17 protein-coding genes, 4 tRNA genes and 1 pseudogene are annotated in these 19473 nt (G+C 46.5%); 18 read left to right on the top strand and 4 right to left on the bottom strand.

Annotated elements, in window-relative coordinates; all coding sequences use genetic code 11:
- Window positions 1-44: 44 nt before the first annotated feature.
- Window positions 45-2069 carry a DNA helicase Rep gene (gene rep / locus HH682_RS10410; RefSeq protein ID WP_214237492.1) on the top strand — a complete coding sequence of 675 codons (2025 nt, stop codon included), beginning with the start codon at window positions 45-47 and terminating at the stop codon, window positions 2067-2069.
- Here the strand turns inward: rep and gppA are convergent.
- Together gppA and rhlB are read right to left on the bottom strand one after the other, a co-directional pair.
- A complete protein-coding gene (gene gppA / locus HH682_RS10405) occupies window positions 2063-3550 on the bottom strand; it encodes a guanosine-5'-triphosphate,3'-diphosphate diphosphatase (protein WP_214237491.1) in 1488 nt (495 codons plus the stop codon). The two genes, rep and gppA, sit on opposite strands and share 7 nt — an antisense overlap.
- 5 nt (window positions 3551-3555) lie before the next feature.
- Window positions 3556-4851: an ATP-dependent RNA helicase RhlB gene (gene rhlB / locus HH682_RS10400; RefSeq protein ID WP_214237490.1), complete on the bottom strand. Its 1296-nt coding sequence runs from the start codon at window positions 4849-4851 to the stop codon at window positions 3556-3558.
- Window positions 4852-4967: 116 nt separating this feature from the next.
- On the opposite strand from rhlB, the gene trxA reads away from it, so the two are divergent.
- From trxA to HH682_RS10320, 16 genes are all read left to right on the top strand, one after another.
- Complete coding sequence (gene trxA, locus HH682_RS10395) at window positions 4968-5300, top strand: thioredoxin TrxA (RefSeq protein WP_214237489.1); 333 nt, start codon at window positions 4968-4970, stop codon at window positions 5298-5300.
- Window positions 5301-5629: 329 nt separating this feature from the next.
- Window positions 5630-6889 carry a transcription termination factor Rho gene (gene rho, locus HH682_RS10390; protein WP_214237488.1) on the top strand — a complete coding sequence of 420 codons (1260 nt, stop codon included), beginning with the start codon at window positions 5630-5632 and terminating at the stop codon, window positions 6887-6889.
- 164 nt (window positions 6890-7053) lie between these two features.
- Window positions 7054-8145 carry a UDP-N-acetylglucosamine--undecaprenyl-phosphate N-acetylglucosaminephosphotransferase gene (wecA, locus tag HH682_RS10385; protein ID WP_214237558.1) on the top strand — a complete coding sequence of 364 codons (1092 nt, stop codon included), beginning with the start codon at window positions 7054-7056 and terminating at the stop codon, window positions 8143-8145.
- 3 nt (window positions 8146-8148) lie between these two features.
- A complete protein-coding gene (locus HH682_RS10380) occupies window positions 8149-9093 on the top strand; it encodes a Wzz/FepE/Etk N-terminal domain-containing protein (RefSeq protein ID WP_214237487.1) in 945 nt (314 codons plus the stop codon).
- A 6-nt stretch (window positions 9094-9099) separates the two neighbouring features.
- On the top strand, window positions 9100-10236 hold the full coding sequence (gene wecB / locus HH682_RS10375; protein ID WP_214237486.1) for a non-hydrolyzing UDP-N-acetylglucosamine 2-epimerase: 1137 nt from the start codon (window positions 9100-9102) through the stop codon (window positions 10234-10236).
- The gene (wecC, locus tag HH682_RS10370; RefSeq protein WP_214237485.1) at window positions 10226-11488 is read left to right on the top strand and encodes a UDP-N-acetyl-D-mannosamine dehydrogenase; all 1263 of its coding nucleotides are present in this window, start codon (window positions 10226-10228) and stop codon (window positions 11486-11488) included. Before wecB ends, wecC begins: the two co-directional genes overlap by 11 nt.
- A 1-nt stretch (window position 11489) precedes the next feature.
- A complete protein-coding gene (gene rffC / locus HH682_RS10365) occupies window positions 11490-12185 on the top strand; it encodes a dTDP-4-amino-4,6-dideoxy-D-galactose acyltransferase (RefSeq protein WP_214237484.1) in 696 nt (231 codons plus the stop codon).
- Window positions 12172-13302, top strand: coding sequence for a dTDP-4-amino-4,6-dideoxygalactose transaminase (gene rffA, locus HH682_RS10360; protein WP_214237483.1), 1131 nt, complete (start codon window positions 12172-12174; stop codon window positions 13300-13302). The genes rffC and rffA overlap by 14 nt, the downstream gene beginning before the upstream one ends.
- On the top strand, window positions 13302-14549 hold the full coding sequence (gene wzxE / locus HH682_RS10355) for a lipid III flippase WzxE (RefSeq protein WP_214237482.1): 1248 nt from the start codon (window positions 13302-13304) through the stop codon (window positions 14547-14549). Before rffA ends, wzxE begins: the two co-directional genes overlap by 1 nt.
- On the top strand, window positions 14549-15625 hold the full coding sequence (gene wecF / locus HH682_RS10350; protein ID WP_214237481.1) for a TDP-N-acetylfucosamine:lipid II N-acetylfucosaminyltransferase: 1077 nt from the start codon (window positions 14549-14551) through the stop codon (window positions 15623-15625). Before wzxE ends, wecF begins: the two co-directional genes overlap by 1 nt.
- Entirely contained in the window at window positions 15625-17004 is a 1380-nt protein-coding gene (wzyE, locus tag HH682_RS10345) for an ECA oligosaccharide polymerase (RefSeq protein WP_214237480.1), read from the top strand. Before wecF ends, wzyE begins: the two co-directional genes overlap by 1 nt.
- On the top strand, window positions 16991-17740 hold the full coding sequence (wecG, locus tag HH682_RS10340; RefSeq protein ID WP_420826204.1) for a lipopolysaccharide N-acetylmannosaminouronosyltransferase: 750 nt from the start codon (window positions 16991-16993) through the stop codon (window positions 17738-17740). Before wzyE ends, wecG begins: the two co-directional genes overlap by 14 nt.
- Before the next feature lie 132 nt (window positions 17741-17872).
- Window positions 17873-17949 (top strand) — tRNA-Arg (locus tag HH682_RS10335).
- 83 nt (window positions 17950-18032) lie between these two features.
- Window positions 18033-18108 (top strand) — tRNA-His (locus HH682_RS10330).
- 15 nt (window positions 18109-18123) lie between these two features.
- Window positions 18124-18210, top strand: a tRNA-Leu gene (locus HH682_RS10325).
- Window positions 18211-18238: 28 nt separating this feature from the next.
- A tRNA-Pro gene (locus tag HH682_RS10320) sits at window positions 18239-18315 on the top strand.
- 151 nt (window positions 18316-18466) lie between these two features.
- Here the strand turns inward: HH682_RS10320 and HH682_RS10315 are convergent.
- On the bottom strand, window positions 18467-18637 hold the full coding sequence (locus HH682_RS10315; RefSeq protein WP_214237478.1) for a hypothetical protein: 171 nt from the start codon (window positions 18635-18637) through the stop codon (window positions 18467-18469).
- A 146-nt stretch (window positions 18638-18783) separates the two neighbouring features.
- On the opposite strand from HH682_RS10315, the pseudogene HH682_RS10310 reads away from it, so the two are divergent.
- Window positions 18784-19023 (top strand): annotated as a pseudogene (locus HH682_RS10310) (recombinase family protein); the annotation flags it as partial.
- Between the two features lie 9 nt (window positions 19024-19032).
- On the opposite strand, the gene HH682_RS10305 reads toward HH682_RS10310, so the two are convergent.
- The coding region (locus HH682_RS10305; protein WP_214237477.1) for an IS3 family transposase at window positions 19033-19473 on the bottom strand (441 nt) is incomplete at its 5' end.

Here is a 19473-nt window from a genome sequence, read left to right as displayed (position 1 = left end):
GCCTTATATACCACTTTCTCCACAGTTCACTGAGCGATTTTTTTATGCGTCTTAATCCCAGCCAGCAGCACGCGGTAGAAGCCGTAACCGGCCCCTGTTTAGTCTTAGCAGGTGCAGGCTCCGGAAAAACACGTGTGATCACGAATAAAATCGCTTGGCTGATCAGACAGAGTGGTTACCAAGCACGGCATATTGCTGCCGTCACCTTTACCAATAAAGCGGCGCGAGAAATGAAAGAGCGCGTTGCACAGACCTTAGGTCGTAAAGAGGCACGTGGTCTGCAAATCTCTACCTTCCATACCTTGGGATTAGCGATCATTAAACGCGAAGTCAATGCGTTAGGGATGAAGGCCAACTTCTCGTTATTTGATGATCAAGACCAACTCGCCTTATTAAAAGAGCTGACTCAGCCTTGGTTGCAAGAAGATAAAGATCTGTTACAGCAGTTAACGTCGACTATTTCAAATTGGAAAAACGACCTGATTGACCCAGGGCGAGCGACTGCGGTAGCAAGATCCGAGCGTGATCAGGTCTTCGCAACATGCTACCACCTGTATGAGCAACATCTACGTGCCTGTAATGTCCTCGATTTTGACGACCTGATCCTAAAACCGACGCTGTTATTACGGGATAATGCTGAAGTTCGTGAACGCTGGCAACAGCGTATTCGCTACCTGCTAGTCGATGAGTATCAGGATACGAATACCAGTCAATATCAATTAGTGAAGTTATTAGTGGGTGCACGGGCACGTTTTACGGTGGTTGGTGATGACGATCAATCTATTTATTCATGGCGGGGAGCCAGGCCACAGAACCTTGTTTTATTGAAAGAAGATTTTCCACAATTGGAAGTGATCAAACTTGAGCAAAATTATCGTTCTTCTCAACGTATTCTCCGTGCAGCGAATATTTTAATCGCGAATAACCCTCACGTTTTTGAAAAGAAATTATTTTCTCAGCTCGGCGAAGGGGATGCGTTGAAAGTGATCCACACTAACAATGAAGATCATGAAGCAGAGCGTGTTGCGGGAGAATTGATTGCGCACCACTTTATTCATAAAACAGCCTATCGGGATTACGCGATCTTATATCGCGGCAATCATCAATCGCGTGTATTTGAAAAGCTATTGATACAAAACCGTATTCCCTATCGAATATCGGGCGGGAACTCCTTTTTCTCGCGCCCCGAAATTAAAGATATCTTGTCCTATTTACGGTTGATGACCAACGTCGACGACGATAGTGCCTTTTTACGTATTGTGAATACCCCACGCCGTGAGATAGGTTCGGCAACGCTACAAAAACTGGGTGAATGGGCGAATCTGCGGAGTAAGAGCCTATTTCGTGCCAGCTTTGACCTCGGTTTAGCCGAGACGCTGTCAGGACGAGGACTTAACAGCTTACAAGCTTTTACGGAGTGGTTCTCCTCACTGATCACCTTGAGTGAACGCGAACCTATTACTGCGGTACGAGATTTAATTCGTGGTATCGATTACGAGAGTTGGCTATACGAAAGTTCAGCCAGTACCAAGGCTGCAGAAATGCGGATGAAAAACGTTAATACCCTGTTTCAGTGGATGACTGAAATGCTTTCAGGTTCGGAATTAGATGAACCGATGACCTTAATTCAGGTTGTCACTCGCTTCACATTACGCGATATGATGGAACGAGGGGAAAGTGATGAAGAGCTTGACCAAGTTCAGTTAATGACATTACACGCCTCTAAGGGACTGGAGTTTCCTTATGTCTACTTAGTCGGGATGGAAGAGGGGCTACTTCCACACCAAAGTAGCATTGACGAGAATAATATCGAGGAGGAGCGTCGGTTAGCTTATGTCGGAATAACGCGCGCACAGAAAGAGCTTACTTTTACTTTATGCCGAGAACGTCGGCAGTATGGTGAGATCAATCGCCCTGAACCGAGTCGTTTTTTATTGGAACTTCCGCAAGATGATTTGCAATACGAAGACCAGAAAAAAGCGATCAGCACTGAGCAGCGAATGATCAATAGCCAGAGTCGCGTCGCAGGACTCAGAGATATGTTAAATCGTGCCAAATCCAATCAGTAAGTGAGCGTGAATCCCCAGTGGACATAACTCTGTAGATGTTCTTCCTGTTGGAGTAATTCTAAACGATAAGGGTGACGAGTTGCCCATTGCTTATCAATTTGTAACGCCAAGTGGTTTCCTTTTGCCGATAGGTGAAAGGAAGCGAATTCACCTGACGAACGTGTACTACAGAGAATGACCGCTAGACGGAAAAGTCGGCAGAGCTGCTCTGCTTGTTGCAACGGTAATGCACTCTGTTGGCTTAGGCTGGGTAGGTCTATATTGCCTTTCTGGTTCATGACAATAGCCGCGACCAGCTGCTTCTGGGCAGGAGTGAACCCGGGAAGCTCTAACTGTCTAATCAAATAGGCGCTATTTTCTACGCCATGGCGATAATTAATCGCTAATCCTAGCTCGTGTAACGCTGCAGTGCTAAACAGTAACTGTTGGCAATATTCACTTAATCCCCAACTTTCATTGATTTGTTGAACGAGTGCAGCACAGGTTTCTTTGACTCTATCCGCTTGCTCTAAGTCCACGGCAAAACGCTGCTGAGTGATTTCCAACGTCCTTTTGCGGATATCTTTATCAACAGGAAGCGTGATCATTCCGTAGAGTAGACCTTCCCGTAATGCACCGCCCGCCAGACTCATGCGTGTGATGGAGAGCTCGTGAAAGATCGCTAAAAGGATAGATAATCCGCTAGGAAAAACCAGTGCGCGTTCAAGGGTTAACCCCTCAATTTCGAGCTCTTCAAGCTTGCCACACTGAATCGCACGTTGTTTTAGTTGTTCAAGTTTAGCGAGAGTGATTTGCTCATCCATCCCCTGAGCAACCATAATCTCTTGCAAGGCTTGTACTGTGCCCGAGGCACCAACACAAATCTGCCATCCTTTAGCGAGTAATGTTTTTTTCACCTTACTAATTTCAGCACGTGCGGCGACTTCAGCCCGTTCAAAATTATCACGAGTCAGGTAACGATCGGTGAAATAGCGTTCAAGCCAAGTGACACAGCCCATGGATAGGCTGAATAGGGCAGTTGCTTTTGTACCTGTGCCCGTCACTAATTCTGTACTTCCCCCGCCAATATCCACAACCAAACGCTGATCTGAGCCACTAGTGGTTTGTGCCACCCCTTGGTAAATCAACGTAGCCTCTTCCTCACCTGAAATCACTTTGATAGGTAAACCTAATATATCGTGAGCACGGGAAAGGAAGGCATCGGCATTGGTCGCAATACGTAGCGTAGCGGTTGCCACGGCACGAATTTGCGACAAGGGGATATGTTCTAGCTGCTCAGCAAATAGAGCTAAGCAGTTGAGGCCACGCTGCATTGCCTCTTCAGAGAGCTGATTGTCCGCATTTAACCCTGCGGCCAAACGTACCTTACGTTTTATTTTGGCCACCGTCTGCAGTGACCCTGAAATCTCGCGCACCACCAACAGGTGGAAACTGTTTGAACCCAAATCAATGGCAGCATGGAGTGATGATGCGCTTCGCATGGTGATTAACCTGTACGTTTGTTACGGTTGTTGTTACGTGGTTGATTACCACGACGATTATTATTATTTCCACGACGTTGGTTATTTTGCGAACGAGGACGTGAGAAACGTTTTGGTGGCGGTAAGTCGGTCAAGAGTGCATCGCTGTTGTACTTACTCACAGGGATATTGTGACCAATGTACTCTTCGATACCCGGCAGATTCAGAGAGAACTCTTCGCAGGCCAAGCTGATAGAGTGCCCACTAGCGCCGGCACGGCCTGTACGGCCAATACGGTGCACGTAATCTTCACGGTCATCAGGCAGATCGTAGTTAAAGACGTGGGTGACTTCTGGAATATGTAAGCCTCGTGCCGCTACATCAGTTGCGACGAGGATGTCGATATTACCTTGAGTAAAGTCTTCCAAGATACGCAGGCGCTTTTTCTGTGGTACATCACCGGTTAGTAATCCAACGCGATGACCATCGGCGACCAGATGACCCCAAATATCTTCACAGCGGTATTTAGTGTTAGCAAAAATTACCGCACGGTCAGGCCACTCTTCTTCAATCAACGTCTGCAACAAGCGCATCTTTTCTTCATTAGAAGGATAGAACAGCTCTTCTTTGATGCGATGCCCGGTTTTTTGTTCAGGTTCGACTTCTACATATTCCGCATTGTTCATGTGTTCAAATGCCAGTTCACGAACACGGTATGACAATGTAGCAGAGAATAACATGCTTAAACGCTGAGTCGCTGGCGGCATTTTACGGATTAGCCAACGAATATCTTTGATAAAGCCTAGGTCAAACATCCGGTCCGCTTCATCAAGCACTAATACTTGTAAGGCACCTAAGTCGACGTGATTTTGTTTCACATAATCAATGATACGACCCGTGGTACCGATAAGAACATCAACACCTTGGGCAAGAACTTTCAGTTGTTTGTCGTAGCCGTCGCCACCATAAGCGAGACCGATTTTTAAGCCTGTTTCCTGCGCTAATGGCTCTGCATCGGCATGAATTTGTACTGCTAATTCACGCGTAGGGGCCATGATCAAGGCGCGAGGTTGGTTGACTTGACGCCCTTCGGCAGCAGGTCGAGATAAGAGATAATGAAACGTTGACGTAAGGAACGCCATCGTTTTTCCGGTACCGGTTTGCGCCTGACCTGCGATGTCATGCCCAGCAAGAGCATAAGGCAATGTTAAAGCCTGAATGGGCGTACATTGCGTAAAGCCTTTGGTATCAAGGGCATTAATCACCGTAGGGTGCAGGGCGAAGTCGGAAAACTTCTTTTCTGTTAAGTGTGTTTTGCTCATAGTGTGGTAGAATATCAGCTTATTGGCGCTTTACGAAAGCGTATAAATTGAAATAAAGTTAACTATATTGATTTAACAGAAGCCGATTCACCAGGCATAAATTTGTGGAGCCAACTATGAGCAGCGAAAAAATTGTTCACCTAACCGACAGTAGCTTTGATACTGATGTACTTAAAGCTGAAGGCGTTACCCTGGTCGATTTCTGGGCAGAGTGGTGTGGCCCTTGTAAAATGATTGCTCCGATTCTTGATGAAATCGCGGAAGAATACGAAGGCAAACTGACTATCGCCAAACTCAATATTGACGATAACCCAGAAACTGCCCCGAAATACGGTATCCGTGGAATCCCAACTTTACTGCTTTTTAAAGCCGGTGAAGTGGTTGCCACTAAAGTTGGCGCACTGTCTAAGGGCCAACTAAAAGAGTTTTTAAACGCTAACCTCGGTTAAGGCTCTTCGAGATGCCAGTGATGGTTTATTTTTGCGCTATCACTGGACGTCTCTTGAGTGGCATGCTAAGTTACTATCACTGCATTACGATCTTACCTGTAGTCAGAATCTAGATTTCTAATCGAACTTGTTGTCCACCCCCGGTGTATAGACAGGTTTGGTAACATCAGTGGAATCTCCACTTTAATTAATAAATTACGCAGCCTCATTTCTTCCTATGAATGACTAGGGCTGATACCTAAACGATATTATCTATAACAGGCGTGGGACGTTTCTGACCACTCATGACTAACATTTCAAGAAGTACCCCAAGTCAAGAACCCATCACTATGAATCTTACCGAATTAAAAAATACTCCAGTGTCTGAATTAATTTCACTGGGTGAAAATATGGGGTTAGAAAACCTCGCGCGCATGCGCAAACAAGATATTATTTTCGCAATCTTGAAACAGCATGCAAAAAGTGGCGAAGACATCTTCGGTGATGGTGTGCTGGAGATACTGCAGGATGGATTTGGTTTCCTCCGCTCTGGAGACAGTTCCTACCTCGCCGGTCCCGATGATATCTACGTTTCTCCAAGCCAAATTCGACGTTTCAACTTAAGAACAGGTGATACCATCGCCGGTAAAATTCGTCCACCAAAAGAAGGTGAGCGCTATTTTGCATTGTTGAAAGTCAACGAAGTTAACTTTGATAAACCTGAGAACGCCCGTAATAAAATCCTTTTTGAAAACCTTACGCCTTTACATGCTAACAGTCGTTTACGCATGGAGCGGGGAAATGGTTCGACCGAAGATTTAACGGCGCGAGTATTAGACCTAGCTTCGCCAATTGGACGTGGTCAGCGTGGACTGATCGTTGCACCGCCAAAAGCAGGTAAAACGATGCTGTTACAAAATATCGCGCAAAGCATCGCATACAATCACCCTGACTGTGTCTTAATGGTTCTGCTTATTGACGAGCGCCCAGAAGAAGTGACCGAAATGCAACGTCTGGTCAAAGGTGAAGTTATTGCTTCTACCTTTGATGAGCCAGCCTCTCGCCACGTTCAGGTTGCCGAAATGGTGATTGAAAAAGCTAAGCGTCTGGTCGAGCACAAAAAAGATGTCATCATCCTGCTCGATTCAATCACTCGTTTGGCTCGTGCTTATAACACCGTTGTGCCGGCATCAGGTAAAGTACTAACAGGTGGTGTTGATGCCAATGCGTTACACCGTCCTAAGCGCTTCTTTGGTGCCGCTCGTAATGTTGAAGAAGGGGGCAGCTTGACGATTATTGCTACCGCCCTAGTCGATACTGGCTCGAAAATGGATGAAGTCATCTACGAAGAGTTTAAAGGTACTGGCAACATGGAATTACATCTCTCTCGTAAAATTGCTGAGAAGCGTGTTTTCCCTGCGATCGACTATAATCGCTCCGGTACGCGTAAAGAAGAGCTGCTTACTTCTTCCGAAGAACTTCAAAAGATGTGGATTTTACGTAAAATCATTCACCCTATGGGCGAAATTGATGCGATGGAATTCCTCATCAATAAGTTGGCGATGACCAAAACCAACGATGAGTTCTTCGATATGATGAAACGTTCATAATTCTGAGAAGCTTAACCGCGCGTTAAGATCAGATTTATTGTAAAGTTAGGAAACGTCACGTGTTTACGTGGCGTTTTTTTTTTAATGCATATAGCATTAACAATCTGAAATGGATTTACTCCGCGAGTGTTACGATAGAGAGCTTGAATGTGAATATGCTCAATATGAGTGTTGAATTAGGACTGATATTTCTCTTTTCGCTTATCTTTCTTTTTCTGGCACGTAAAGTTGCTAAAAAAATTGGATTGGTGGATAAGCCTAATTTTCGAAAACGCCATCAGGGAACAGTACCATTAGTGGGGGGGATTTCCGTGTTTGCGGGGGTCTGCTTTGCTTTCCTGATCACCAATTATTATCAACCGCATGATATGTTATATCTCTGCTGCGCGGGGGTATTGGTATTAGTTGGGGTCATTGATGATAAATTTGATATAAGCGTCAAAATTAGGGCTGCAGTACAAGCTACTATTGCGATAGTCATGATGTCTGTCGCCAATCTCTATCTGCATTCTTTGGGATTTATTATCGGTCCCATCGAGCTTCGTGTTGGCCCATTTGGTTATGTGATCACGCTCTTTGCGGTATGGGCTGCAATTAATGCCTTCAATATGGTCGATGGCATTGATGGATTGTTGGGTGGGCTCTCCTGTGTCACGTTTGGCGCGCTGGGATTAATTCTTTACAACCAAGGTCAGCCCAGTCTGGCCTTTTGGTGCTTCGCCGTCATCGCAGCAATTATTCCCTATATATTACTCAACTTAGGCATGCTCGGGCGACGCTATAAAGTTTTTATGGGCGATGCAGGCAGTACGATGATTGGCTTTACGGTAATCTGGGTATTATTGGATGCTAGCCAAGGTGAATATCATCCCCTACGCCCAGTGACAGCGCTATGGCTTATAGCCATTCCGCTAATGGATATGGTTGCCATTATGTATCGTCGCTTACGTAAGGGGCAAAGCCCCTTTACCGCTGATCGTCAGCATATCCATCACTTGATTATGCGTGCTGGCTTCACATCCCGCCAAGCTTTTGTATTAATTACCTTAGCCGCTGCTATTTTAGCGGGTATTGGAATGTTGGGCGAGTTTTTCAGCTTTATTCCAGAATGGTTCATGATGTTATTGTTCCTCATGGCCTTCTTCGTTTATGGGTACTGTTTGAAGCACGCGTGGCGTGTGGCACGACGTATTCGGCGTAATAAACGCGCATGGCAATTACGCCGTAAAGCACGTGATGGACAAACACAGGATTAAATCATGCATTCTTCTATTGATAACGAGCTCGATGTGGAAAACTGTGTGCGGCGTCTTTGGCGCGGTAAGAAATGGATCGGCTTGGGCCTGTTATTGGGCATCATCCTTGCATGGGCTTACACGATGTTTGCCTCGCAAAAATGGGTTTCAGTGGCGCAATTCAGTCGCCCAGATTTAACAAAAATCACGCGCTACTACCAAGAATTATCGAAATTAAATCAATTCAGTACCGATTCTGATCCGGCGACCACCAGCGATATGGGCGATATAGATAGTGTGTTGGAGGCGGTTTACCAAACTTTTTTACAGCAGGTTGCCTCCGTCGATAATCGCCGTCGTTTTTGGCTACAACAAGGCAATACTGACTCCTTGACGCCAACTCTGCTTGATCGAAGAGTTGCAAGTATTCAATTTGCACCGGGAGATAAGTTGCATGGTACCGTCGATACGCTAATGCTCACCTCCGAGCATGCTGCGACCAGCAGTCAACTCCTTAAACAATATCTTGCTTTCACAGACCAGCAGGTTATGAATCAAGTCCAACAGCAGTTATCAGCTGCTTGGCAGTCTGAAATTGCGAAGATTGAACAGCAGATTGCTTTCGAAAAATCAGTGGCACAAGCGGCTTATGACCAACAGGTGAAACAACTGAAAAACGATGCTACCCAATCTGGTGATAATCAAACGAAAGCTGCCATTAATATTATCGAGCAAACGGGGCCAGTAGCCTCGGATAGCCTGCTGCATGATCAAGCCCGATTAACGGCGCTCCAAAGCGGCCCAACCTCCCTCAAGCCTTTCACCAGCTGGACGTATTTGCAGTCACCAGAGCCGCCTATTAGCCGCCAAAGTCCTCGTTTACCTTTACTGATGGTGATGTGGGGGCTAGTGGGAGCCATTATTGGTGCTGGTATTGCCCTCACCCAGCGTGAAAAGAAAAAGGAATAGGAAAGCGTGAAGGTATTAACAGTCTTTGGTACTCGACCTGAAGCAATTAAAATGGCGCCTTTGGTGCAAGCGTTGCAAAACACCACGGAAATCGAGTCTCGACTCTGTGTTACCGCACAACATCGTGAAATGCTTGACCAAGTACTGCATGTATTTCAACTTGTCCCTGATTTTGATTTGAATATTATGCAGCCAGGGCAATCGCTTAGTGATATCACTAGCCGGATCCTCGTGGGAATGGCTGATGTTTTCCAACATTATAAACCCGACTTAGTTCTCGTTCATGGCGATACCACCACGACCTTAGCGGTGAGCTTGGCGGCCTATTATCATCAGATAAAAGTGGGTCATATTGAGGCTGGCCTGCGCACGGGGAACCTCTTTTCGCCTTGGCCTGAAGAAGGGAATCGTAAAGTGACGACTCACCTTGCTCACTGGCATTTCGCGCCGACCCAGCATGCAAAACGTAATCTTTTAGCTGAGAACATTAATGAAAGCGCTATCACTGTTACCGGCAATACGGTAATTGATGCGCTACTGTGGGTACGCGACAAAATTGTCGGAGATAAAGCGTTAGAACAGCGTCTCGCGGCGGAGTTTCCTTATTTAATGCAAGGACGTCGTATGATCCTCGTCACGGGACATCGGCGGGAAAGTTTCGGCGGCGGCTTTGAACGTATTTGTCAGGCGCTCGTTGCTTTAGCAAAACGCTACCCGCAGGTCGATATTGTTTATCCTGTCCATATGAATCCGAATGTTCGCGAGCCGGTTGAACGCCTATTACAAGGCGTAAAAAACATCCATCTTATTCAGCCAAAAGAGTATTTGCCTTTTGTTTGGTTGATGAATCGCGCTTATTTAGTGCTGACAGATTCTGGTGGTATTCAAGAAGAAGCGCCCTCACTCGGTAAACCGGTATTAGTGATGCGTGAAACAACCGAGCGTCCAGAAGCCGTTGAAGCAGGAAGTGTTCGGTTAGTGGGAACAGATAGCGAAACCATTGTTGAGGAAGCGGCACGGTTGCTTGATGATGAGAAGGCGTGGCAAGCGATGAGTCAAGTCAAGAACCCTTACGGTACCGGTCAAAGTTGTCAAAAAATTGTCGAATTTATTAAACACTCATGGGTTGAGCATGCACACTAAAACAGTCTCCATTTTTGGTCTTGGATATATAGGATTACCCACCGCCGCGATTCTTGCCGATGCGGGGTGCCAAGTCATAGGTGTTGATATCAATCCAGTGGCCGTAGACACCATCAATCGTGGTGAAATCCATATTGTTGAACCAGAATTGGCCGCCGTGGTGGCGAGAAATGTCGCTGAAGGACGTTTAAGGGCGACGGTAACACCAGAACCAGCAGAGGCTTTTCTGATTACGGTACCGACTCCGTTTGAAGCGGATCATCAGCCAGACCTCAGCTATGTGAAGAATGCAACCTTAGCGATCGCTTCACAGTTAAAAGCGGGGGACTTGGTCATCTTAGAATCCACCTCACCCGTTGGCGCAACTGAACAAGTCGCAGCATGGATTGCCGAGCTTCGACCGGAACTCCACGTCCCTGGACACAGCGACCAGCCGAATATTGCCATTGCCTACTGCCCTGAGCGTGTGCTTCCCGGAAAAGTAATGGCCGAATTAGTCAGTAATGATCGTGTGGTAGGGGGTATTACGCCAGAATGTTCGGTACAGGCTAGCCAGCTCTATCAGTTATTTTTGCAAGGTCAATGTGTGACGACCAATGCGCGCACGGCGGAAATGTGTAAGCTCACTGAGAACAGTTTTCGTGATGTGAATATTGCGTTTGCTAATGAGCTCTCTTTACTCTGCCACTCGCTCGATATCGATGTTTGGGAGCTGATTCGATTAGCGAATCATCATCCACGAGTGAATATCTTACAACCCGGTCCAGGGGTAGGCGGACACTGTATCGCTGTCGACCCGTGGTTTATTGTTTCGCAGTCACCCGAGCTGGCTCGGTTAATCCGCACTGCACGTGAAGTGAACGATAGTAAGCCATTCTGGGTACTTGATCAGGTCAAAAAAGCGGTAGCTGACTGCTTAATGGCCAATGGTAAGAAAGCGGTTGATATTCGAATTGCCTGTTTTGGTTTGGCCTTCAAACCGGATATTGATGATTTACGCGAAAGCCCAGCGATGCAAGTTGCCGAGTTAATTTGTGACTGGCATCAGGGAGAAACCTTATTGGTGGAACCGCATATTCATCAGTTACCTAACAAATTTATAGATAAAGCCTCTTTGGTCGGTATTGATGAAGCGTTTGAGCGCGCAGATATCCTCGTTCTCCTCACGGACCACAAGGTATTCAAAGCGTTAAGCAGGTCACAATTAACGGCTGACTTTGTGATTGATACCCGTGGTGCTTGGGGCAACTGAAATGGCAATTAACGTTTTAGCATGGGAAAGTACTTTTTTCTCTCAGCGCGTGGGTAAAGTCGACCTGGCTCAACTTGATCGCCTCAGCGTAGAGGAATGTGCTGACTGGGATTTGGTTCAGGCCAAGGTTTCCAGTACAGACTATCAGTCATTAGATAAACTGACTGCCCAAGGCTTTGCGTTAGTTGAAGGGGAAGCTGAACTGGTTGTCGCCATCGCTGACACGTCGCGCCAATCGGGTATTCGTATCGCTCGACCCACTCATATCGAAGCATTACGCCATCTGGCCGCCAACCTATTTACAGAAAGTCGATTTCGGACCCCTTGGTTTGATCATCACTTAACGCAACAGTTTTATGCCCAATGGATTGACAATGCGGTGCAAGGAACCTTCGATGACCAATGTTTAATCAGCCTTGATGAGCAGGCTACTGTCACTGGATTTGTCAGTTTACGCCAATCTGAAGGTGTTGCCCGTATTGGATTATTAGGGGTGGCGAGTACCCACCGAGGGGCAGGAATAGGTCATCAACTGTTGCTTGCTGCTGCAGATTGGGCTCGGAGTAAAGGTCTGACTGAACTGCATATCACTACCCAATTGAGTAACCTGTCTGCGATGCGTCTCTATTTGCGTCAGGGTGCGCGTTTAACGTCTACGAGTTATTGGCTCTATAGGAAAAGAGATGATTCCGTTTAATGCTCCTCCGGTAACAGGAAGTGAAGCCGAGTACATGCATTCAGCCATGGAGAGCGGCAAATTATGTGGCGACGGTGGTTTTACGCGCCGAGTACAGCAATGGTTTGAACAGCGTTACCATGTGCCTAAAGTCTTATTGACCCCCTCGTGCACAGCGTCTCTGGAAATGGCGGCCTTACTGATCAATATTCAGCCCGGTGATGAAGTAATCATGCCGAGCTATACCTTTGTTTCTACCGCCAACGCCTTCGTCTTACGGGGTGCGAAAATTATTTTCGTCGATATTCGGCCTGACACCATGAACATCGATGAAACATTAATTGAAGCAGCAATTACCGAGAAAACGCGGGCCATTGTGCCGGTTCATTATGCAGGGGTCTCCTGTGATATGGACAAAATCATGGCGTTGGCGGATAAATATAAGCTGTACGTGATTGAGGATGCCGCGCAAGGGGTGATGAGTTGTTGGAAGGGTCGAGCGCTGGGATCGATTGGTCATATCGGTTGTTTTAGTTTCCATGAAACGAAAAACTACACGGCAGGGGGCGAAGGCGGGGCGACATTAATTAACGATCCTGCATTAATTGATCGGGCTGAGATTATTCGTGAGAAAGGGACTAATCGTAGCCAATTTTTCCGTGGGCAAGTCGACAAATATACTTGGCGTGATTTGGGATCCAGTTATCTCATGTCTGACTTACAAGCGGCGTATCTTTGGGCGCAATTAGAAAATGCAGAGGTCATTAATCAGCGTCGCTTGGAATTATGGCAGAATTATTATGATGCGTTACGGCCCTTAGCCGATCAGGGGCGGATTACATTGCCTACGCTACCGGCGGACTGCCAGCATAATGCCCATATGTTTTATCTTAAATTACGTGATCAAGATGATCGCGATCGCCTGATTACTTGGTTAAAAGAAGCAGAGATCCTCAGTGTCTTTCACTATATACCTCTGCACAGTTCACCAGCAGGCTTACAATTTGGTGAGTTCAGCGGAGATGATCGTTATACCACCGCGGAGAGTGAACGTTTGGTTCGGTTACCGATGTATTACAATTTGACGAATAACCAGCAAAAAATTGTCATAGGTTCACTGTTGAGCTTCTTCTCCTAATGTCATTTGCTCGAGCCTCACTCTGGACCGCAAGTTCAACCCTAACCAAGATTCTTATCGGGCTAGTTATTATCAAGTTACTGGCGGTCACTTATGGGCCGGAAGGTATCGGGCTTGCGAGTAATTATCGGCAATTGATCACCGTACTCAGTGTGATGGCTGGAGCCGGTATTTTTAACGGTGTAACGCGTTATGTGGCGGAATACCAAGACTCCTCCCATCAGTTACGCCTGCTTTCGGCCACCGCCTCGACCCTAGTATTGGGGGCGGGCATGCTGATTGCGCTGCTTTTTTTACTGTTCGCCGAGCCTATTAGCCGAGGGTTATTTGGTCACCATGACTATGCACAGGTCATCCGTTATCTGGCTTTTTTGCAGTGTGGTATTGGTTGGGCAAATCTCTTACAGGCAAAATTAAAGGGGATTAAGGACGCACGAAGCAATGCCATGATTATTATTGTTGGTTGTCTTCTTGCTATACCGGGTTACTTGGTTTGTTGGTCTCTGGGCGGCTATGCCGGAGCCTTGGTGGGTTTGGCTGTGGTGCCAGCCATTGCGTTACTTCCTGCTGCATATTTCTATCAACGGTCAACTCAAGACCGACTTGGGCCTCTACGCCTAGGCTGGAATACCGTGATGGCGCGCCGTTTACTGAAGTATACGCTAATGACAGGGATCACAGCCGTGACATTGCCCCTTGCATGGGTAGTAATGCGCCATCAGCTGGCGACCCATAATGATTGGCAAGCGGTGGGGTTATGGCAAGGCGTTGCGAGTGTTTCCGATGCGTATTTACAGTTTATTACTGCAACCTTTAGTGTGTGGTTACTCCCAGCGTTGAGTCGTTTGCAGGATAAGAGGGAAATTGCCGCAGAGATTCGACAGACATTATTGCGTGTTATCCCAGCACTTATCATATTAAGTCTAGGGGTTTGGTTATTACGCGATCAGGTTATCGCTATACTCTTTTCCAGTAAATTTACGGCTATGCGAGATCTATTTGCCTGGCAACTTTCTGGCGATGTCTGCAAAGTGGCCGCTTATGTATTTGGCTATTTAGTGATTGCACGGGGAAGTTTACGTGCTTACCTCCTGACAGAAGTAACACAATTTTGTTTATTATTGGCCACCAGTCATTGGCTCATTGCTGAGCATGGTGTGTTGGGTGCAGTGCAAGCGTATTGTGCCACTTACAGCTGTTATTTACTGTTAGTTATTGCAGCATTTTTTTATTGGTATCGAAAATAATGGCCATTATTCATGTACTAGGGGCGGATATCCCTCACCACAACAAGACGTTGTTAGCCTTTTTTAATCATGTCTTAACCACTGAGGTTCCTTGTTCACCAGCGAGGAAGTTTATTGTGGTGACTCAGGATATCGCACTCACTGAGCAATTTCCGAACCTGTCAATTGAGTGTGTTGCGTCGAAAAAGCAATTAGCCCATGTGGTCACTCAATTAGCAAAAAATCGGCAAACGCTATTCTTTTGTCATGGCCAATTCAATCCCTATTTATGGTTAGCTTTGCTCAGTGGTAAGATAAAAAAGCATCAATTGCATTGGCATATCTGGGGAGCAGATTTATATGAAGCGTCGCGATCGCTGAAATTTAGGCTTTTTTATACCTTAAGACGCAGAGCACAAGGTCGGATCGCAGCCGTCTATGCCACCTTGGGCGATCTCAGTGTTTATCAGCAAAAATACCCTCAGATACCGGGGCATAAGCTCTATTTCCCGACAAAAATGGCGACAACGCCGCAAAACAGTGCTGAGGAATGCTCGACTCTGCCATTAACGATTTTATTGGGTAACTCGGGTGATCCGACCAATAGACATTGTCAGGCATTAACGCAGATAGCGCAGCGCTTTGGCCAGCAGGTTAAGGTGGTTATCCCTATGGGCTACCCTGATAATAATCACGATTATATTGCGAGGGTTAATACACATGCCTCACAACTCTTCCCCTCAGGGCAAGTTGAGATTTTAACGGAAAAGTTAAATTTTGATGAGTATTTAGCAGTTGTTGCACGCTGTCATTTGGGATACTTCATTTTTGCGCGACAGCAAGGGATTGGTACGCTCAGTTTATTAATTGATAAAAATATTCCCTTCGTGATAAGTCGTAAAAACCCATTTTGGCGTGATCTGGCTGCACAGCAATTACCGGTGTTATTTGATGAGGACCCGATTGATAGAGAGATTATTCAGCGTGCGCGCCAACAATTAACGCATCACGATAAAGCGACTATTGAGTTTTTCTCACCCGCCTATTTACAGGGGTGGCGGGATATTTTACAGAGATTAGAAGGGATGGAGTTATAATGACGGGTGGGCAGTTCACAGGCTTAGCCTTGGTATATGTGCTTTCTCTTTACTTTATCTTAACGGTAATGGTGAAAGAGTTCCGTCGCGAGCGTTTTAATTTTCATCTGTTTTTTTCTTTGCTCTTCGTCCTGACCTTCTATTTTGGCTTTCCTCTTACCTCAATATTAGTCTTTGGTTTTCAGGAATCGGTGGTTGATCCCCTCTATTTATTGCAAGCCTTATTATCTGCAACAGGGTTTTATGCCATCTACTATGTGACCTATAAAATACGGTTGACGCGCAAGCCAGTGGCTCCGGTAACAGGTTTTTTTACTATGACCCGCTTAGAGACGCGTATTTTCTCAGGGTTGTTAGTACTGGTAGCGCTGGTGAGTTTAGGGATCTTTTTTGCGCATAACGGACTACTACTTTTTCGACTCACCTCCTATAGTCAGATTTTTTCCAGCCAAGTGTCTGGCGTCGCGTTAAAACGCTTTTTTTACTTTTTTATACCGGGCATGTTAGTGATTTATTTCCTTAAACCCACTTTACGGCAATGGTGCTTATTTCTTTTTGTCACCGTGGTCTTTGGTCTGATCACTTATATGGTAGTGGGCGGAACCCGTGCCAATATTATCATCGCTTTTGCGCTGTTTTTATTTATTGGTATTAGTCGTGGATGGATAACGCTATCGATGTTACTTGGCGCAGGTGCTATGTCGATAGTGGGGATGTTTTGGTTAGCTTTGCGGCGCTATAACCTTAATGTTACAGGCCCCGAGGCTTGGTACACCTTCCTTTATCTGACTCGCGACACTTTTTCTCCTTGGGAAAATCTAGGGCTGATCTTTAGTCACTACTCGCAGCTCGATTTTCAAGGCCCAGCACCGATGTGGCGAGACTTTTACGTTTTTATCCCAAGCTGGTTATGGCCAGACCGGCCATCAGCTATTTTAAATAGCGCCAATTATTTTACTTGGCAGATTTTGGATAACCACTCAGGTCTAGCAATATCGCCGACCTTAATCGGTTCGTTACTGGTGATGGGAGGCGTTGGCGCTTTAGTGCCTGGGGCACTGTTAGTTGGCTTGATAATTAAAGGTTTTGATAGTCTCTACTACCGTGCTCGCCAAGAGCCGAATCGCTATACCGCAGCGCTGATCAATAGTTTTTGTTTTGGTGCGGTGTTTAATATGATCGTTTTAGCCCGTGAAGGACTCGATGCCTTCGGTTCGCGCGTGGTTTTTTTCGCGATTATTTTTCTGCTGTGTCTGATGGTGACTAAACTCATATTTTGGTTTCTACAACGCGTAGGGCTCGTCAAACAACGGCTAGGGGTTACGTCAGTGCCTTCCGTGAGTCCCTTTTACTCAAAACAAAAGGATATCTGTGAGTAACCGTCCGATAACGTTGCCAAGTTTTATTATTCGTCAGATCCCGGTATATGGCTTTCCTTCAATGCAAGCCTTCACCGATTTCTTACTCCCAAGTCTGCAAGTGCATACTGGGCGTCTGATTGCACTGAATGCCGAAAAGATATTAACCGCTGAACAGAATGAACAATTGCATCAGATTTTGACCAGCGGGGGCATTAATTACCCAGATGGGATCAGTATCGTACGTTCTATACGTAAAAAGTATCCCAAGAGCCAGGTTACGCGTATAGCGGGGGCTGATTTATGGCAGTCGTTGATGCAACGTGCTGGCGCACTATCCATACCCGTTTATTTGGTAGGGAGCCAGCCGGACGTATTGGCGCAGACCACAGAGAAGCTTCAGCAACAATGGCAGGTACCGATTGTGGGTCAACAACAGGGTTATTTTACTGAGGCCGAGGTCGATCACGTTATCCAACGCATTAAAGCCAGCCAAGCAAAAGTCATTACTGTGGCGATGGGATCTCCGCGACAGGAGCTTTTTATCCAGCGTTGTTATGAGGTATACCCTGATGCGCTGTATATGGGGGTAGGAGGTACCTATGATGTCTTTATCGGTAAAGTGAAGCGTGCACCACTACTTTGGCAGAAATTGGGGCTAGAGTGGCTGTATAGACTGATTAGGCAACCTTCACGATTAAAGCGCCAGTTAAAGTTGTTAAAGTACCAAGGTTACCACTGGCGTGGGGAGCTTTGAGGACAGAAAGAGACCAAAGTGCTGAAACTTCACTCAAACTGAACAAAGCGTAATCAAACGATAATTTAATTCAAAAAACCACTAGACAGCTAGGCAACACTACCGTAATATCCGCATCCGCAACGGCGCTAAGCGCCCGTAGCTCAGCTGGATAGAGCGCTGCCCTCCGGAGGCAGAGGTCTCAGGTTCGAATCCTGTCGGGCGCACCAGTTTTTTAGGTGTCGAGCTGCGGTGGTGTTTTACCGCGTTAGGCTGATGTGTTAACATCAGTGGTAGTAAGAAGTTAGGGGTGGTGGCTATAGCTCAGTTGGTAGAGCCCTGGATTGTGATTCCAGTTGTCGTGGGTTCGAGTCCCATTAGCCACCCCAATTTTTATCTGATGAGCGACGGTGGCGGAATTGGTAGACGCGCTAGCTTCAGGTGTTAGTGTCTTAACGGACGTGGGGGTTCAAGTCCCCCCCCTCGCACCAGATAAAAAAAAGTAGTACCGCAGTATTTCGGCGAGTAGCGCAGCTTGGTAGCGCAACTGGTTTGGGACCAGTGGGTCGGAGGTTCGAATCCTCTCTCGCCGACCAAATTTAAAGAAACCCCGCTTCGGCGGGGTTTTTTGTTTTTGTCGTACTTAAGCTGTCGGGAGTGTGATTTCTCCACTGATAACGGTGGTTGAGCGCCCGCCAACAAAGATCTTCCCGCCAAGTGTTTTTATCTCTATTTCACCCGCGGCACCTACACAAGCCCCCTGTTGGGGGTTGTAAGCGGGAAGCCGCCAAAATTTTGCGGGCTTCCCATAGACAACGTCAGTCCCTCAATCATGGCGTCCAGATCGAGTTCTTTCCCTTCACTGATAAAGGCGTAATGGCCATTAAGAAAAATATGCTGCCAGGCTACGGGGGACATTTGTAGTGGTCAATATTACTTGACCACTACAGATCGCTGAGCGAACACTAAAAAAGTTCTATGCATCCACGCTAAATCATGGATAACGTTGTCTCATATAAATGGTACGGTTTTAATACCTTTGATGGTCCCTTAAACGTACATTTATGACTGAAATACGCATTGGCTATGCACGCTGCTCTACTGACCGACAGGATCTGGCTGCACAGCAGGGAGCCCTCGTCAGCCTGGGCGTTTCCCTGAACCGGATTTACACCGACAAAGGTCTCACCGGTTAAAACCGTCAGAGGCCCGGTCTGGACCATACGCTGGCAGCAGTACGAGAGGGAGATCCCCTGGTTGTTCCAAAACTGGACAGACTGGCACGCTCAGTTCCGGACGCCAGAGTGTAGTGGTCAAGTAATATTGGCCACGGTTTTACAGTAAAAATGATATCTCTTCTCTGACTCTTCCGGCGTCAGGCCACCGTTATAATGGTGAGGTCTGATACTGTTGTAGTAATTCACTATATAATCATTAATTTTTTGCCGGGCCTCTTTCTTACCTACATAACTCTCCGTCGGCACCCATTCTGTTTTCAGACTACGGAAGAAGCGTTCCATGGGACTGTTATCCCAGCAGTTTCCCCGCCGACTCACGCTTTGTTTTATTCTGTAGCACCAGAGAAGTTGTTGATATTTCAGACCTGTGTACTGGCTTCCTTGGTCGCTATGGAACATAACACCACGTGGTTGACCACGCATCTCGTAGGCCATCCGCAGAGCGCTGCTTATTAGTGCTGTATCGGCATTCGCTGACAAACTCCAGCCGATAACCCTACGGGCAAAAAGATCCAT

Origin of the sequence: Rosenbergiella gaditana, assembly GCF_018494065.1 — a bacterium.
In the GTDB taxonomy this organism is placed as follows: domain Bacteria; phylum Pseudomonadota; class Gammaproteobacteria; order Enterobacterales; family Enterobacteriaceae; genus Rosenbergiella; species Rosenbergiella gaditana.
This window is presented reverse-complemented; position numbering and strand designations above follow the sequence as displayed.

Bases quoted from the DNA above. Each gene is read 5' to 3' on its own strand.
- rep (WP_214237492.1), top strand. From the start codon at position 45: ATGCGTCTTAATCCCAGCCAGCAGCACGCGGTAGAAGCCGTAACCGGC.
- gppA (WP_214237491.1), bottom strand. From the start codon at position 3,550: ATGCGAAGCGCATCATCACTCCATGCTGCCATTGATTTGGGTTCAAAC.
- rhlB (WP_214237490.1), bottom strand. From the start codon at position 4,851: ATGAGCAAAACACACTTAACAGAAAAGAAGTTTTCCGACTTCGCCCTG.
- trxA (WP_214237489.1), top strand. From the start codon at position 4,968: ATGAGCAGCGAAAAAATTGTTCACCTAACCGACAGTAGCTTTGATACT.
- rho (WP_214237488.1), top strand. From the start codon at position 5,630: ATGAATCTTACCGAATTAAAAAATACTCCAGTGTCTGAATTAATTTCA.
- wecA (WP_214237558.1), top strand. From the start codon at position 7,054: ATGAGTGTTGAATTAGGACTGATATTTCTCTTTTCGCTTATCTTTCTT.
- HH682_RS10380 (WP_214237487.1), top strand. From the start codon at position 8,149: ATGCATTCTTCTATTGATAACGAGCTCGATGTGGAAAACTGTGTGCGG.
- wecC (WP_214237485.1), top strand. From the start codon at position 10,226: ATGCACACTAAAACAGTCTCCATTTTTGGTCTTGGATATATAGGATTA.
- rffC (WP_214237484.1), top strand. From the start codon at position 11,490: ATGGCAATTAACGTTTTAGCATGGGAAAGTACTTTTTTCTCTCAGCGC.
- rffA (WP_214237483.1), top strand. From the start codon at position 12,172: ATGATTCCGTTTAATGCTCCTCCGGTAACAGGAAGTGAAGCCGAGTAC.
- wzxE (WP_214237482.1), top strand. From the start codon at position 13,302: ATGTCATTTGCTCGAGCCTCACTCTGGACCGCAAGTTCAACCCTAACC.
- wecF (WP_214237481.1), top strand. From the start codon at position 14,549: ATGGCCATTATTCATGTACTAGGGGCGGATATCCCTCACCACAACAAG.
- wzyE (WP_214237480.1), top strand. From the start codon at position 15,625: ATGACGGGTGGGCAGTTCACAGGCTTAGCCTTGGTATATGTGCTTTCT.
- HH682_RS10315 (WP_214237478.1), bottom strand. From the start codon at position 18,637: ATGTCCCCCGTAGCCTGGCAGCATATTTTTCTTAATGGCCATTACGCC.